The sequence below is a fragment of the Streptomyces sp. NPDC052101 genome, from assembly GCF_040680235.1.
GTDB lineage: Bacteria > Actinomycetota > Actinomycetes > Streptomycetales > Streptomycetaceae > Streptomyces.
Window position 1 is genome coordinate 225,423 of sequence record NZ_JBFAWH010000002.1, and the last position, 15,979, is coordinate 241,401.

Annotated in this window: 10 protein-coding genes; 4 read left to right on the forward strand and 6 right to left on the reverse strand. The window is 73.0% G+C overall.

Annotation, left to right across the window (positions count from 1 at the left end):
- Positions 1–6 precede the first annotated feature (6 nt).
- The 3 genes from kdpF to AB0L75_RS04705 all read right to left on the reverse strand — a co-directional run bounded on the left by kdpF (position 7) and on the right by AB0L75_RS04705 (position 5,535).
- Complete coding sequence (gene kdpF / locus AB0L75_RS04695; protein ID WP_018533641.1) at positions 7–96, reverse strand: K(+)-transporting ATPase subunit F; 90 nt, start codon at positions 94–96, stop codon at positions 7–9.
- Positions 97–754: 658 nt separating this feature from the next.
- Positions 755–2,596 (reverse strand): APC family permease, encoded by a 1,842-nt coding sequence (locus tag AB0L75_RS04700; RefSeq protein WP_365175306.1) that lies wholly within the window; start codon positions 2,594–2,596, stop codon positions 755–757.
- Positions 2,597–2,748: 152 nt separating this feature from the next.
- Entirely contained in the window at positions 2,749–5,535 is a 2,787-nt protein-coding gene (locus AB0L75_RS04705; protein ID WP_365175308.1) for an ATP-binding protein, read from the reverse strand.
- 234 nt (positions 5,536–5,769) lie between these two features.
- On the opposite strand from AB0L75_RS04705, the gene AB0L75_RS04710 reads away from it, so the two are divergent.
- Positions 5,770–7,317: a Na+/H+ antiporter gene (locus AB0L75_RS04710; RefSeq protein WP_365175310.1), complete on the forward strand. Its 1,548-nt coding sequence runs from the start codon at positions 5,770–5,772 to the stop codon at positions 7,315–7,317.
- Position 7,318: 1 nt separating this feature from the next.
- On the opposite strand, the gene AB0L75_RS04715 is transcribed toward AB0L75_RS04710, so the two are convergent.
- Positions 7,319–7,600 carry a ribosomal protein L7/L12 gene (locus tag AB0L75_RS04715; RefSeq protein WP_365175312.1) on the reverse strand — a complete coding sequence of 94 codons (282 nt, stop codon included), beginning with the start codon at positions 7,598–7,600 and terminating at the stop codon, positions 7,319–7,321.
- A gap of 632 nt (positions 7,601–8,232) precedes the next feature.
- On the opposite strand from AB0L75_RS04715, the gene kdpB reads away from it, so the two are divergent.
- Both kdpB and AB0L75_RS04725 read left to right on the forward strand, forming a co-directional pair.
- Positions 8,233–10,386: a potassium-transporting ATPase subunit KdpB gene (gene kdpB / locus AB0L75_RS04720; RefSeq protein WP_365176450.1), complete on the forward strand. Its 2,154-nt coding sequence runs from the start codon at positions 8,233–8,235 to the stop codon at positions 10,384–10,386.
- 385 nt (positions 10,387–10,771) lie between these two features.
- Entirely contained in the window at positions 10,772–11,581 is an 810-nt protein-coding gene (locus AB0L75_RS04725) for an SDR family NAD(P)-dependent oxidoreductase (RefSeq protein WP_365175314.1), read from the forward strand.
- A gap of 10 nt (positions 11,582–11,591) precedes the next feature.
- Here the strand turns inward: AB0L75_RS04725 and AB0L75_RS04730 are convergent, their stop codons facing one another.
- Positions 11,592–11,837, reverse strand: coding sequence for a hypothetical protein (locus tag AB0L75_RS04730; protein WP_365175316.1), 246 nt, complete (start codon positions 11,835–11,837; stop codon positions 11,592–11,594).
- A gap of 165 nt (positions 11,838–12,002) precedes the next feature.
- Here AB0L75_RS04730 and AB0L75_RS04735 point away from each other — a divergent pair, with 165 nt between their 5' ends.
- Positions 12,003–15,146, forward strand: coding sequence for a BTAD domain-containing putative transcriptional regulator (locus AB0L75_RS04735; RefSeq protein WP_365175318.1), 3,144 nt, complete (start codon positions 12,003–12,005; stop codon positions 15,144–15,146).
- Positions 15,147–15,156: 10 nt separating this feature from the next.
- Here AB0L75_RS04735 and AB0L75_RS04740 read toward each other — a convergent pair whose 3' ends face one another.
- On the reverse strand, positions 15,157–15,951 hold the full coding sequence (locus AB0L75_RS04740; protein ID WP_365175320.1) for an ABC transporter permease: 795 nt from the start codon (positions 15,949–15,951) through the stop codon (positions 15,157–15,159).
- Positions 15,952–15,979: the final 28 nt, after the last annotated feature.

Here is a 15,979-nt window from a genome sequence, read left to right on the forward strand (position 1 = left end):
CGTGTCTCAGAACCTCTCCGGGTAGATCAGGGCGAGGACGAGATAGCCCAGCAGGGCGACGGCCACGACGAGGCCGACGATGTTCTCGGCGGTCACAGCTTCGTCACCCCCTTGGCGACGAGGGCCACCAGCGCGAAACCCGCGAGCACGGTGACGACGAAGGCCAGATCGGCCATCGCGAACTCCTGGAGTGAGGTTCGGTGAAACGGACGTGTACGAGGAAACCGCCTGCCTGGCCGGATCCGGCCGCCCGTTGACGCCTCTCATACGGCCGCGCTCACGCCTTTGACGGGTCTCTTACGACCCCTGACCCGTACCGGCGGGTAGCGCGCCGCGACGGTAGGCGACCCCGGTCACAGCCGCTCCGGCCCAGCCCCCGCGACCAGCACCCCGACCTGGTGCCGGGCCCGGTGGCAGCCACCTCACCGACGTACGCGGCTACGGGCCACCCGAGCACGCCGCCCACAGAACAGCCGCACCACCAGTCACAACCGGAACCGCAGCCGGCAGATCACCGCGTCCGTCTCCCGACGCACCGAGTGCGCCACGATCGCGCCCCGCCGATTCGCAGCAGCCTCCCCCCACGCTCGGCTCCGCTCGCGCGAGGGCACCCCCAGCCACAGCCACTCCGGCCCGGCCCAGCCCCCGCGACCAGCACCCCGACCTGGTGCCGGGCCCGGTGGCAGCCACCTCACCGACGTACGCGGCTACGGGCCACCCGAGCACGCCGCCCACAGAACAGCCGCACCACCAGTCACAACCGGAACCGCAGCCGGCAGATCACCGCGTCCGTCTCCCGACGCACCGAGTGCGCCACGATCGCGCCGCGCTGGTTCTGCAGCAGGCGCTGCCACAGACGCTCCGGCTCGGCCTCCGCGATCAGTACGGTGACCTGGGTGCCGGGCTCGGTGGCGGCCACGTCGCGGACGTACGCGGCGATGGGCCGCCCGAGCGTGCGCCGCTCGCAGGACAGCCGGACCAGCTCCACCCCCGGGTCCCAGTCCGCCCAGGCGCGTTCCAGGGCGTGCAGCTGGGCCCGGTCCTCGGGGTCCGGGTAGCAGACGGTCACCGCGCGGACCTCGTCGCCGAGGGAGCTGGCCGCGGTGAGCGCCTCGGAGGTCAGACGGGAGAGCGTGGACACCGGGACGACCACCAGCGAGCGCTCGCGGTGCGGGACCTCCGGGATACGGCCGAGGCCGAGCCGCTCGCCGATCCGGCCGTAGGCGCGGTGCACGGTCTCGAAGACGAGCACCAGCAGCGGCAGGGCGATCACGATCAGCCAGGCGCCCTCGGTGAACTTGCTCGCCGTGACGACGACGGCGGCGATGCCGGTGAGGACCGCGCCGAAGCCGTTGAGCAGCGCCTTCCCACGCCAGCCGGAGCCCTTTTCCCGCAGCCAGTGCCGGACCATGCCCACCTGGGCGATGGTGAAGCCGACGAAGACACCGATGGCGAACATCGGCACCAGGGTGTTGGTGTCACCGCCGGAGAAGACCAGCAGCCCGGCCGAGACGACGGCGAGCGCGAGGACGCCGTGCCGGTGGACCTGGCGGTCGGCCTTCAGCGCGAAGACGTGCGGCGCGTAGTTGTCACGGGCGAGCAGCTTCAGCAGCACCGGCAGCCCGCCGAAGGAGGTGTTCGCGGACAGCGCCAGCAGGATCATCGTCGCGAACTGGATGACGTAGAAGGCCCAGTTGTGGCCGAGCGCGGCGTCCGCGAGCTGGGCGAGGACGGTGACGCCCTCGACCGGCTGGAGGTGGAAGCGGCCGATCAGCACCGACAGGCCGATCAGCATCAGGCCGAGCACACCGCCGAGGGCGACCTCCGCACGCTGGGCCCGGCGCACCCGCGGCACCCGGAAGGAGGGGACGGCGTTGGCGATGGCCTCCACGCCGGTCAGCGCGGCACACCCGGAAGCGAAAGCTTTCAGCAGCAGGAGCGCGCCCACGGAGGAGGCGTTGTCGGCGAGGACCGAGGCATGCCCGGCGGCGGTGGCCGTGCTCACGGGGTGGGAGCGGAACAGACCGACGACGATCAGCACGAAGATCGAGCCGACGAACACGACCGTCGGCACGATGAACGCCTTCGCCGACTCCACGATCCCGCGCAGGTTGACGGCCGTGATCAGCGCGAGCACCGCCAGGCACAGCCACAGCCGGTCACCGTAGAGGGAGGGGAAGGCGGAGGTCAGGGCCGCCACGCCCGCCGTCACCGCGACCGCGACGTTGAGCACGTAGTCCAGCACCAGCGAGGCGGCGGCCACCAGGCTCGTCCGCGCCCCCAGGTGGGTCTTGGCCACGGCGTACGACCCGCCGCCGTCCGGGAAGGCCGCGATGACCTGCCGATACGACGCCACCAGCACCGCCAGCAGGGCGGCGATCGCGAGCGTGACCGGCATCGTGAAGCCCAGCCCGTGCGCGCCCGCGGCGGCGAGGACGAGGACGATCGCCTCGGGGCCGTACGCCACCGACGCCATGGCGTCCAGGGACAGGGCCGCGAGGCCGGTGACGGCGGTCAGCCGGTGACGATCGCCGGTATCAGGCGGCTCCTCGCCGGCGGGTACGGCATCCGGCTGCTCGGTGGTCAGGACGGACATGGGCGCGTGCTCCTCTTTCTTACGGGTGCACACAGGTTCTGTCCGGTTCGGGCTCGCCTCTGCTGTTGTTTGCGCCATCTTCGCGCGCAATGGGCTGCCTTTGACGAGATCTTGACGGTTCAGCGCCGTGGGGCTCGCCCCTCAGCGGGTCATCAGGGTCCTCCTACGCTCTGCTCGGTCGGTTCGGCACCGGTGGGGCGGCCCGCGAACGGCAGCGACACCACCATCGTGAGGCCGCCGCCGGGAGTGTCCTCGGGGCCGAGGGTGCCGTTCATCGCCTCGGTCAGGCCGCGCGCGAGGGCGAGGCCGAGACCGAGTCCCGTGGTGTTGTCGGTGTCGCCGAGCCGCTGGAAGGGTTCGAAGAGGCGGTCGCGGCCGTCGGCGGGGAGTCCGGGCCCCCGGTCCACCACCCGCAGCTCCACCCGCCCGGCCAGGGCGCTGGCGGTGACCAGCACCGGCTTCCCGGGCGGGGTGTGCCGGGCGGCGTTGCCGACCAGGTTGGCGATCACCCGCTCCAGCAGCGGCGGATCGGCCAGCACCGCCGGGATCCCCTCCATGTCCGTCACCCGTACGTCCGGCACGTCGGCCAGCGCCAGGGGCAGCACCTCCTCCAGGGTGGTGGCCCGCAGGTTCAGGGTGAGGGCGCCGGCCTCCAGCCGGCTGAGGTCGAGAAGGTTCTCCACCAGGCGGTTGAGCTTGGCCATGGACTCGTCGGCGGTGGCGAGGAGTTCGTCGCGGTCCTCGTCGGTGAAGGCGACATCGCGGCTGCGCAGCGAGGTGACGGCGGCCCAGCCGGCGGCCAGCGGGGTGCGCAGGTCGTGGCCGACGGCCCGCAGCAGGGCGGTGCGCAGCCGGTCGGCGGCCTTCACGGGCTCCACCTCGGCCGCCGCCTCGGCCAGCCGGGACCGCTCCACCGCCGAGCCGACGTGCGCCGCGAAGGCGGCGAGGACCCGCCGCTCGGAGGAGGAGAGGGTACGGCCGCGCAGCACGAGCCAGGCACCGGGGCCGGCCGGGACCGCCGTCGCCCCGGCGGAAGCAGAAGGGGAACCGGACACGTGGGACCCGGACAGGGGAAGCCCGGACAGGGGAAGCCCGGACAGGGGAAGCCCGGACACGTGGGCTGCGGCCGTATCCGGCCCGCACGCATCCGGCCCGCACGCGTAAGCCACGACCGCGTGGGCCCCGGCCACACACGACCCGGCCACATGCGACCCGGCCACATGCGACCCGGCCACATGCGACCCCGCCATATGGGCCTCGGCGACAGGGGACCCGACCATATGGGACCCGACCGCATGGGACCCGACCGCGTCGGGCCCGGTCGCGTCCGGCGGCTCGTCCACCAGGTCCGCCGAGTCCATGCCGAAGGTCTCGCGGGTGCGCTCCAGCAGGGCCGGGATGGTGGCCTCGCCGCGCACGATGCTGCCGGCCAGGGACGACATGGTCTCCGCCTCGGCCGTGGCCCGCGCGGAGCGGCGCGACAGGCGCAGGGAGCGGTCCACGACCGCCGCCACGGTGGCCGCGACGACCGCGAACACCGTCAGGGCCACCAGGGCGTTCGGATCGTCCAGCGTGAAGGCGCCGATGGGCGGGATGAACCAGTAGTTGAGCAGCAGGGACGCCGTCACCGACGCGATCACCGCGGAGGCGACCCCGCCTATGCAGGCCACGCCCACCACGGCCAGCAGGAATAGCAGGGCCTCGCTGGTCAGGTTGAGCGTGCCGCGCAGCTGCGCGAGGACGGCGGTGAGCAGGATGGGCAGCACCAGTCCGGCCACCGGTCCGGCGATCAGCCGGGCGGTCGACAGGGTGCGGCGCCGGGACGGGAGCAAGGTGCCCCGTCCCGCCCGCTCGTGCGTGACCCGGTGGACGTCGATGTCCCCGGACAGCTCGGTGACGGTCTCCCCCGTGCCCGGACCGGTCAGAAACCGCGCGAGCCGCCCCCGCCGGCTGGTGCCGAGGACCAGCTGGGTGGCGTTCTCGGCGCGCGCGAACTCCACCAGGGCGGTGGCCACGTCGTCGCCGACGACCGAGTGGTAGCTGCCGCCGAGGTCCTCCACGAGCCGGCGCTGCCGGGCCAGCGAGGCGTGCGAGACGCCGGCGGCGAGGCCGTCGCTGCGGGCCACGTGCACGGCGAGCAGATCGCCGCCGGCGGACCGGTCGGCGATGCGGGCGGCCCGCCGTACCAGCGTGTCGCCCTCCGGTCCCCCGGTCAGCGCTACGACCACCCGCTCCCGGGTCTCCCACACCCGCCCGATCCCGTGCTGCGACCGGTACTCCTGGAGCGCCTCGTCGACCCGGTCGGCCACCCACAGCAGCGCCAGCTGGCGCAGGGCGGTCAGATTGCCGGGCCGGAAGTAGTTCGCGAGCGCGGCATCGATCTTCTCGGGGGCGTAGATGTTCCCGTGCGCCATGCGCCGGCGCAGCCCCTCGGGGGGCATGTCCACCAGCTCGATCTGCCAGGCCCGCCGTACCACCTCGTCCGGCACGGTCTCGTGCTGCGGCACCCCGGTGATCTTCTCCACGACGTCGTTGAGGGACTCCAGGTGCTGGATGTTCAGCGCGGTGATCACATCGATGCCCGCGTCGAGCAGGGCCTCGATGTCCTGCCAGCGCTTGGGGTTGCGGCCCCCGCCGGGCACGTTGCTGTGGGCGAACTCGTCGACGATCGCCACCTGCGGCCGGCGGGCGAGGACCGCGGCCAGGTCCATCTCCTGGAACTGTCCCCCGCGGTAGCTGCAGGACGCCCGCGCGACGCTCGCCAGGCCGTCGAGCATGGCCTCCGTGTGCGGACGTCCGTGGCACTCCGCGTATCCCACCACCACGTCCGCCCCGCGGGCGGCACGGCGCCGCCCCTCGTCGAGCATCCGGTAGGTCTTGCCGACCCCCGGGGCCGCGCCGAGGTAGACCTTCAGTCGTCCGGGCCGTACGTCACTCATCGCCGCCGACGCGCTCCGCTCACTGATCCAACTCCCTTTTCGCGGGAGGGTTTCTCCTCCCAAGGAAGCCGGTTCGCGAAGCGGGCGGCGCGCTTGTTAGCGGTTCCTTGGCGGCGGTCCCGGGGACCTTGACACTGTCTTGACGTGACCTGGCCCGATAGGGTGAGGACAGGTGTGCCGGGAAGTCTGGTCGGCCGGGAGCCGGAGCGGCTTCCGCAATCCCAGGGGGACGGCATGCGCAGCGTCGGTACGGTTCTCGCCCTCGTGGTCCTCGCCACGGTGGTCGCCACCTTCGCGCGCCGCTGGCGCATTCCCGCCCCCTCCCTGCTCGTGGTCGCCGGTCTCGCCGTGGCACTGCTGCCGGGCACCCCGCAGATCCGGATCAGCCCGGAGATCATCGGCCTCGTCGTCCTTCCGCCCCTGCTGTACGCGAGCGCCGAGGACATGCCCTGGCGGGAGCTGCGGGCGGTGTGGAAACCGGTCGGGATCCTCGCCATAGGGCTGGTCCTCGCGTCCGCGGCCGCGGTCGCCGCGGTGGCCGCCGCGGTCACTCCCCTGTCCTGGCAGATGGCGTTCGTGCTGGGCGCGGTGCTGGCCAGCACCGACCCGGTGGCCGTGACCGCGCTCGGCCGCCGCCTCGCCCTGCCCCCACGCGTACAGGTCCTGGTCCAGGCCGAGAGCCTGTTCAACGACGCGACCTCGCTGGTGCTGGTCCGGGTGGCGGCGGGCATCGCCATCGCCTCGGCCGCGGCGAACTGGGGCGCGGCGGGCGGCGAGTTCTTCCTGCTCGCCGGCGGCGGCACGGTGATCGGGGCCGCGGTGGCCGGGGTGGTCACCCTGATCCGGCGCCGCACCGAGGACCCGGTGCTGGAGACGGTGATCGCCCTGGTCACGCCGTACGCCGCCTACCTGCTGGCGGAGGCCGCGCACACCTCGGGCGTGACGTCCTGCGTGGTCGCCGGAGTGGTCCTGGGCGGCCGGGGCGACCGCCTCACCAACGCCCGCATAAGACTCCAACTGCACGCCGTGTACGGCACGGTGGTGTTCCTGCTGGAAAGCGTGGTCTTCAGCCTGATCGGGCTGGCCCTCCCTGCCCAGGTGAGGGCCTTGGCGGACGGCGACCGCGCCTGGCCCCTCCACGCCCTCGCTGTCGCCGCCACCCTCATCGCGGTACGACTCCTCTGGCTGGCCCCCCTGTCGGCGGTCGTGCAGCGCAAGGGCGGGATCGGCCGGCTGAACTGGCGGATACCGATGGTGCTGACCTGGGCGGGCACGCGCGGCGTGATGCCGCTGGCCGCCGCGCTGTCCATCCCGGAGGTCGCGAAGAACGGCAGCCCGCTCAGCGACCGCCCCCTGGTCCTGGTCCTCACCACGTCGGTCGTGGTCGTCACCCTCGTCGTCCAGGGCTTCACCCTGGCCCCCGTGGTCCGCGCCTCCGGCATCGCCCTGGAGCCCGCGCACACCGCCCGCGAGGAGGCCGAGGCCCGCTCCCGCCTCGCCCACGCGGGCCTGGCCCGCCTGGAAGAACTCGCCGAACTCGAAGTCGTCCCCGACGTCGTCCTGGACCGCCTCCGCCGCGGCCTCACGGCCCGCCTCGACGACGCGGAGGGCTCCGCCTCGGACTCCGCCGACCGGGTCTACCGTCAGCTGCGGCGCGATCTGATCGCCGTCGAGACGGGGGAACTACAGCGGCTCTACGACGCCCACACGATCAGCGAGACGACGCGACGCCGGCTCCAGCGTTCGCTGGACCTGGAAGAAGCCCGGCTGACGGACAACTGACCTAACCGAGGCGGTCCACGGCCTCCTTGGCCTCCCTCAGCTCGGCGCCCGTGATCTCCCGGTACAGCTTGATCGCGTGGATCTTCTTGCCGTCGCGGACGAGCGCGGCCACCTCGTCCATCCGCGGGTGCCGCTCCTCACGCAGATCCAGGTGCTCCATGATCAGGTCGAGCTTGCGCTCGACGCGCGCGAGGCGCCGGTCGGCCCGCGTGAACCGGCTCTCGGTACCGATGACAGAGCCGAGTACCGCCAGGGCGAGCGCGAGCAAACCTATGGTGTCCATGACCGCGATCCTAAGAGCGCCAGAGGTGTCAGGCGGCCAGCGGGCCCGGGAGGAACCACGGCCCCCAACTGCCCGCTCTCAGCTGAACTCGGCCAGCCGCGGGCGCAGCCCCGGACCCGGTCCGGCCGTCCGCGGAATCCCCTCTCTCCGCGGTCCGGGGCTGCCCCCGGACGGGGCGACCTCCCTTCGTCGTGGCGGTGTCTCCCCCTCGGTCCTCGGACCTCGCGCTGTTCCGGCCGTGAGAGCCACGGTCCCTCCAACGTCACGCCACGGACGGTCGCCCGTCCCCCGTTGCCGATCAGTCTGCGATGGGATTCGGCCAGGTACGGCCCGCCTTGACGGGGCCCTGACGGCTTCTCGGCCCGGCTTGACGGGTCTTTGACGGCCGATGCGACCGCGCCGTATGGGTGCCGCAAATTCCGCGCCTGCCTGGGCGGTTGGCCGCGCGGCCGGGGCTAGATTCGCTGACGGCCGCCGGGGCCGAGGCCGCGGGCCGAGGAGCCCCTCGGCTCCGCATGACCGGCGGAGCCCCACTCCGCGGTGGCGTGAAGCCGCGGTGACGCGAAGCCGCGGTGACGCGCGGGCGGCCGTCGACCACCGTCCCCGTCCCGCCTCACGGCACGAAGGTGTCCATGCTTCCCGCCGCCCCCGAGCAGGCCCCACCGTCCCGCCCCGAGCGCGGAGCCCGGACCGGACCGGAGCGAAGGCCGAGACGCCGCGCCCCCAGCGGGCTGTTCGAGCCCGCCCAGCTCGTCCGTTCCTTCCCCGAGGCGCTGCGCAAACTGCACCCGCGCGTCCTGGTGAAGAACCCCGTGCTCTTCGTCGTCTCCGTCGGCGCGGTCCTCACCACGCTGTCGGCGTTGCTGCACCCGGCGGTCTTCACCTGGGTCATCAGCCTGTGGCTGTGGCTGACGGTCGTCTTCGCCAACCTGGCCGAGGCGGTCGCCGAGGGCCGCGGCAAGGCGCAGGCCGAGTCGCTGCGCAGGGCCCGTACGGACACGGTGGCGCTGCGGCTGGAGCACTGGAGCTACGGCACGAACCCCGCCGCCGCCCGCACCGAGGCCGTCGCCGCCACCGACCTGAAGCCGCTGGACGTGGTGCTGGTGGAGGCGGGCGAGATGATCCCGGCGGACGGCGATGTCATCGACGGGGTCGCGGCCGTGGACGAGTCCGCGGTCACCGGCGAGTCGGCACCGGTGATCCGGGAGGCGGGCGGAGACCGCAGCGGGGTCACGGGCGGTACGACGGTGTTGTCCGACCGGATCGTCGTACGGGTCAGCGCCCGCCCCGGACACAGCTTCCTGGACCGGATGATCGCGCTGGTCGAGGGCGCCTCCCGGCAGAAGACCCCGAACGAGATAGCCCTGAACATCCTGCTGGCCTCCCTGACGATCATCTTCGTCCTGGTCGTGGTGGCCCTGCAGCCGATGGGCGAGTACGCGGGCGCCGGCCAGTCCACGACCGTGCTGGTCGCCCTGCTCGTCACCCTCATTCCGACCACCATCGGCGCCCTGCTGTCCGCGATCGGTATCGCGGGCATGGACCGGCTGGTGCAGCGCAACGTCCTCGCCATGTCCGGCCGGGCGGTGGAGGCGGCCGGCGACGTGGGCACCCTGCTGCTCGACAAGACCGGCACCATCACGCTCGGCAACCGCGAGGCCGCCGCCTTCGTCCCACTGCCCGGCGTCGACGAACGGCAGCTCGCCGACGCCGCCCAGCTCTCCTCGCTGGCCGACGAGACGCCCGAGGGCCGCTCCGTCGTCGTCCTCGCCAAGGACCGGTACGGCCTGCGGGCGCCCGCCGAGGGCGAGTTGGCGAACGCCCGCTGGGTGCCGTTCAGCGCGCAGACCCGGATGAGCGGGGTCGATCTGCGCTGGCCGAACGGCGCCGTCTGCGCCATCCGCAAGGGCGCCGCCCAGCAGGTCATCGACTGGGTGCGGATGTACGGCGGCCATGTCCCGCCGGAGGCACGCGGGTACGCCGACGCGGTGGCCACCTCGGGAGGAACGCCGTTGCTGGTGGCAGTGCACGACTGGGACGGACCGCGCGTGCTGGGCCTGATCCACCTCAAGGACGTCGTCAAGGACGGTATCCGCGAACGCTTCGCCGAACTGCGCCGCATGGGCATCCGCACGGTGATGATCACCGGCGACAACCCGCTGACCGCCCGCGCCATCGCCGAGGAGGCGGGCGTCGACGACTACTTGGCCGAGGCCACCCCCGAGGACAAACTCGCCCTGATCAAGCGGGAGCAGGAGGGCGGCAGGCTGGTCGCGATGACCGGTGACGGCACCAACGACGCGCCCGCGCTCGCGCAGGCGGACGTCGGCGTGGCCATGAACACCGGTACGTCGGCCGCCAAGGAGGCCGGCAACATGGTCGACCTCGACTCCAACCCGACCAAGCTCATCGAGATCGTCGAGATCGGCAAGCAACTCCTCATCACCCGGGGCGCGTTGACGACATTCTCCATCACGAACGACGTGGCGAAGTACTTCGCGATCATCCCGGCGATGTTCGCGGGCACGTACCCGGGCCTGGAGTCGTTGAATGTGATGGGCCTGCACAGCCCGACCTCAGCCATCACCTCCGCGATCATCTTCAACGCGCTGATCATCGTCGCCCTGATCCCGCTGGCCCTGCGCGGGGTGCGCTACACCCCGGCCTCGGCACACGACCTGCTCCGCCGCAACCTGCTCGTCTACGGCCTCGGCGGACTCGTCCTGCCCTTCGTCGGGATCAAGCTGATCGACATGCTGATCTCGGGGGTGCCCGGCCTCGGCTGAGCCGCGCCCGCCCCTTCGGCCCTCCCGTCAAGGTCCCGTATGCGCACGTCAGGACCGCGTCAGAGACCGGGGTTCCGGCTTGCCCGGCGGATCCGGGACGGCTTCCATGGACGGTGTGAACAGCGCCTGGCTCCTGCTCGACCGGCCGCCGAGTCCCGCTCGGCCGTCGCGTCGTGAGCCGCGCTGACCAAAAGCGCCCGCGCCACGCCGACATCGCGTCCCGCCGATGCCATGTCCTGCTGACGCCGCGTCCCGCCGACGCCGCTTTCCGTGATCCGAGGGGCGCCGTGAGCGGCTCCGGCGCCCCTCGACCGCACTCCACCACCGCACGCCCGCCCCCCTTGTCGCGGGGCCGCCCAGGCGTGCCGCGAACCCGGATCGGATCATGCCCGACTCAACGCTTTCGTCCCTCACCGTCCTGATCACCGGCGCCACTTCCGGCATCGGCAACGAGACCGCACGGCAACTCGCCGAGCGCGGCGCCACCGTGCTGCTGCACGGCCGTACCGCCGAGGAGACCCGTGCGGCGGCGGACCGCCTGATCGCCACGACGGGCATCCCCGAGTCCCGACTGGCCCTCTACTCGGCCGACTTCGCCCACCTGGAGGAGGTCGAGCGGCTGGCCGCCGCGATCGTCGCCCGGCACCCGCATCTGGACGTCCTCGTCAACAACGCGGGTACGGCGGCGCCGGAGCGGCACACCGTGACCGCCGACGGCAACGAGATCGCCTTCCAGGTCAACTTCCTCGCGCACTACCTGCTGACCTGCCTGCTGGAGCCGGCGCTCACCAGCGACCCGGGCGGCCGGGTCGTCAGTGTCTCCTCCGCCCTGCACCGCACGGCGTCCATCCGGTGGGCCGACCCCCACCGCGCCCGCCGCTACTCCCGCCTCGCCGCCTACGCCCAGTCCCAGCTCGCCCTCACGGTATTCGCGGCCGACCCGCGCGTCACCGCGGTCTCCGTCCACCCGGGCGTCTGCGACACCGCGCTGCTCCCCCTCTACGCCCACGAGGGCGTCTCCCCGGCCGAGGGCGCCGCACACGTGGTGCGGCTGTGCGACCCGGCCGTCGAGATCGTCAACGGCGCCTACTACGACCGCGACGAGCGGGTCGACCCGGCTCCGGCGGCGACCGAGGGCCGCACGATCAGACGCCTGAACAAGCTGGCGGACCTGCTCGTCGGGCGCACCGCTTGAAGGGCGGGCACTACAGGAGTTGTCTTGCGAAATTGCCCAAGAGGCCTTCGTCCTCGGCGTCGTCATCGGCCGACTTCTCCGCGGCGTCGTGTCCGCGGTGAGCGGCCGCCTTGGACTTGGCCTTGGGCTCCGGCTCGGGGATCGGTCTCTCGATGGTGGACTTTCTCGGAGTGGCCGCGGACGCGGCGGTCATGCCGACCGCGGCGAGCAGGACAGGGGTGGTGATCGCGATGACCAGGGCTCTACGTACTCGCATGCTTTTGCCTCCTCTAGGACAACAGACCGCCGCGAAGCTACCCCGGCATTCCTTCCGAATAACCGCTCACCGGACTAACCACTCGCACGGCCGAGCCCTTGAACGGACTGCGACGGCGGGGCCCTTCCGTGTCTCTGCCGAAGGAAACGCCCTAGTCTTCACGACGTGACGACCGAGTTGACCCTGCTGTCCCGTGTCGCCTGCCGCGGGCGGGAGATCACCGCGCCGCGGCTGCGCGGGTTGTTGGCCCTGCTTGCCGAGGATCTGCGTGCCGGGTGCAGTACCGGACGGCTCGTGGAGGGGCTGTGGGCCGACGAGTTGCCCGAGCGGCCGGGGAAGGCGGTGCAGATCCTGGTGTCGCGGCTCCGGGCGCAGGTGGGGGCCGAGCTGGTCGTGAGTACGCCGACCGGCTATCGGCTGGCGCTCGACGAGACGCAGGTCGACAGTTCCGCGCTGCTGCTGCACGAGGCGGCCGCCGCCGAGCACGCGCGGGCCGGGGAGCACACGGCCGCGCTGGCCGAGGCGGAGGCCGGGCTGGCCTTGTGGGACGGAGGCGTGGGCGCCGCCGCGGGCGAGGACCTGCACGATCCGGTCGTCGCGCTGCGTGTCGAGCGCACGCGGGCGTACCGGGCGCTGGTGCGTTCCCGGGCGCTCGCGCTGGCCCGGTCGGGGCGGCGCGAGGAGGCCGCGGCGCCGCTGGCCGGGCTGGCGGAGGAGGCGCCGCGGGACGAGGAGGTGCTCGCGGAGCTGCTGCGCTGCGAGGCCACCGGCGCGGGCCGGGCCGCGGCGCTGACCCGGTACGACGCCTATCGCCGCCGGCTGCGGGACGACCTGGGAACCGATCCCGGACCCCAACTCAGGGCTGTGCACCAGGAGTTGCTGAGCGCGGACGCGCCACTCGTCCGGCACGGTGTCCCGCACGAGCCGAATCCGCTGCTGGGGCGGGACGCCGACCTCGCCGCCGTGGCCGGGCTGCTGCGCGAGACCCGGGTGGTCACCGTCGTCGGTCCCGGCGGCCTGGGCAAGACCCGGCTCTCGCACGCGGTGAGCCGGGCCGCCGAGCAGCCCGTGGTGCACTTCGTCACCCTGGCCGGTGTCACCGCCGACGACGACGTACCCGGCGAGGTGGCCTCGGCGGTCGGCAGCGGGGACGGCCGGCAGTTCGCCGGGGGCGGGGACGTGGTGAGCGGCATCGTCGCCGCACTCGGTGCCGGGCCGGCGCTGCTGGTGCTGGACAACTGCGAGCACGTCATCGCGGGCGCGGCCGCGCTCGTCCAGGCGCTGGTGTCGCGCTCCAGCAAGCTGCGGGTCCTGGCCACCAGCCGGGCCCCGCTCGGACTGTCCTCGGAGTCCGTCTACGCCCTGCCGGAGCTGTCGCAGGCGACGTCGACGGAACTCTTCGTGCAGCGGGCGCGGGCCGCCCGGCCCGGCGTGGACCTGCCCGCGGCCGAGGTCGCCGAGATCTGCCGCCACCTGGACGGGCTGCCGCTCGCCGTGGAGCTGGCCGCGGCCCGGGTCCGGGTGCTGTCGGTGGCCGACATCTCCCGCCGGCTCAGGGACCGGTTCGCGCTGCTGCGCGGCGGCGCCCGCGACGCACCCGAGCGGCATCGCACGCTGCGGGCCGTGGTCGAGTGGAGCTGGAACCTGCTGGAACCCGACGGCCGGGCCGCCCTGCGCGCCCTGTCCGTGTTCCCCGGCGGCTTCACCGAGGACGCGGCGGAGTATGTGCTCGGCGACACCGGGGACGCGCTGGAGCTGCTGGAGCAGCTGGCCGGCCAGTCACTGATCAAGGTGGGCGACGGCCCGTCCGGGGTGCGCTTCCACATGCTGGAGACACTGCGGGAGTTCGGCTCCGCCAAGCGCGCCGAGGCCGGCGAGGAGGAAGCGGTCGCCGGCCGGTTCCTCGCCTGGGCCCGGGCCTTCGGCCGCGCCCACCACGACGTGCTGTTCGGCAGCGAACCCGTGCCCGCCTGGCTGCGCATCCGGGCCGAGCAGGACAACCTCGTCCTGGCACTGCGGCACGCCCTCGCCCGCGCCGACGGGCCGAGCACGGCCGCCATCACCGCCGTACTGGCCTGCTTGTGGGCCACCGATTCCAACTACCCCCGGCTCGCCGCCCTCATCACCGAGACCGGCGGGCCGCTGTCCCGGTTCCGGCCCGGGCCCGGGAGCCCCGAGGACGTGGAGTCGGCCCGCAGCGCTGCGGCCGTGTGCGCGGCGAGCCTGTTCATGGGCCACGGCCCGCACGCCGTACGGCAGTTGGTCGTGCTGCGCCGGCTGCCGCCCGCGCCGCCGGACACGGTGCTGCGGGCGCTGACGATCGTGCTGTGTGCCGTACCGGACATACACCCGCCGCAGTTCGCGCGGCTGGCCGAGCTGTGCGAGTCCGACGAGCCGCTGCTGGCGGGCATCGCGGCGTGCGTGGCGAGCTATGTGTGGGACTCCCAGCACGAGACGGAGCGCGCGCTGGAGTACGCCCGCCGGATGCTCGACGCGCTGGGCCCGCTCGGCAATCCGACCATGGCGCTGCTCAGCCACGGGCGGATCAGCGAGCTGTGCCTGCAGTCCGAGCGGGGCGCGGAGGCGTACGACCATCTGCGGGCGGCGCTGGACGCGCTCGGCGAGTTCAGCCGGTTCGGCGAATGGTCGGACTCGGTCGGGGTGCGCTGGGGGCTGGTGCTCGCCTGTCTGCAGCGCGGGGACATCGACGAGGCCGAGTACTGGCTGGGGCTCGCGGAGCTGGACCAGCCGCCGGAGTCCGCCCGGGTCTTCGCCCCCGATCTGCCGGCGCGGGCGGAGATCGCGCTGGCCCGGGGGCTGACCGAGGTCGGGCTCGGGCTGTGGCGCCGGGCGGTGACGCGGGTCCGGGAGGACGGCCTGCAGTACCCCGGTGACCCGTTCGTGGACACGTGGTCGCTTCAGCTGCGGTCGGCCGCGCTGGCGGCGCATGCGCAGGCGGGCCGGCTGGAGCCGGTGGCCGGCCTCGACGAGGAGCTGCGGGAGCGGCTGCTCGACATGCTGTCCGGCACGGCCGGCCGGTCCCCGGTGGAACTGCCGGTGTACGGCACGGTGTTGCTGGCCCTCGGCTTCGCCGCGCTGGCCCGGGGCGAGGCGGGTGGGGTACGGCTGGTGGCGCTCGCGGAGCGGATGCCGGCGACGCGGGAGTTTCCCGTCCTGTCCCTGACCCGGTCCCGGGAGACGGCCGAGAACGCCGACAGGGCGGCGTACACCGACGCGAGGTCGGGATACGCCGCCCTGGGGCGGGAGGAGTTGCGGGCGGTGGCGCTGCGCGAGCTGTCCGGCGGGTGACCGCCCGGCCTCACCGCTGCGGCTCGCGGTTGAACTGCGCCTTGGACCACACGTAGCCCAGCAGGGTCAGGCCCAGGAACCAGGCGACGGCGAGCACCGCGTTCTTGGTGCCGATCCCGCTGCCCAGCAGCAGCCCGCGCAGGGTCTCGATGGCGGGCGAGAAGGGCTGGTACTCGGCGAACCAGCGGAACCAGCTCGGCATGGCGTGCACCGGCACGAACGCGCTGGACAGGAACGGCAGCATGACCAGCGGCATTCCCATGTTGCTGGCGCCCTCGGGGTTGGGGCTCGCCAGGCCCATGCCGGCCGCGAGCCAGGTCAGCGCGAGGCTGATCAGCGCCATCAGCCCGGCCGCCGCGATCCACTCCACCGGCGTCGCGTCGGGCCTGAAGCCGATGGCCAGTCCGATGCCCAGGACCAGCACCAGGGCCATCATCGTCTGGATCACGCTGCCGATCACGTGGCCGATCAGCACGGAGGCGCGGGAGATCGCCATGGTGCGGAACCGGGCCATGATGCCCTCGGTCATGTCGGTGCACACGGACACCGCGGTGCCGAGCGAGGTCATGGCCACGGTCAGGAAGAGAATGCCGGGGACGAGGTAGGCGACGTAGTCCGCCCGGTCGGCGTGGCCGCCGTTGATGCCGGCGCTCATCACGTCGCCGAAGACGTAGACGAAGAGCAGCAGCAGGATGACCGGGGTGAGCAGGAGGTTCAGGGTGAGGGAGGGGTAGCGGCGGGCGTGCAGGAGGTTGCGCCGCAGCATGGTCATGTTGTCGCGGAAGGCGTGGTTGGCGGTACTCATCGGAGAGTCTCCTTGCCGGTGGACGGGG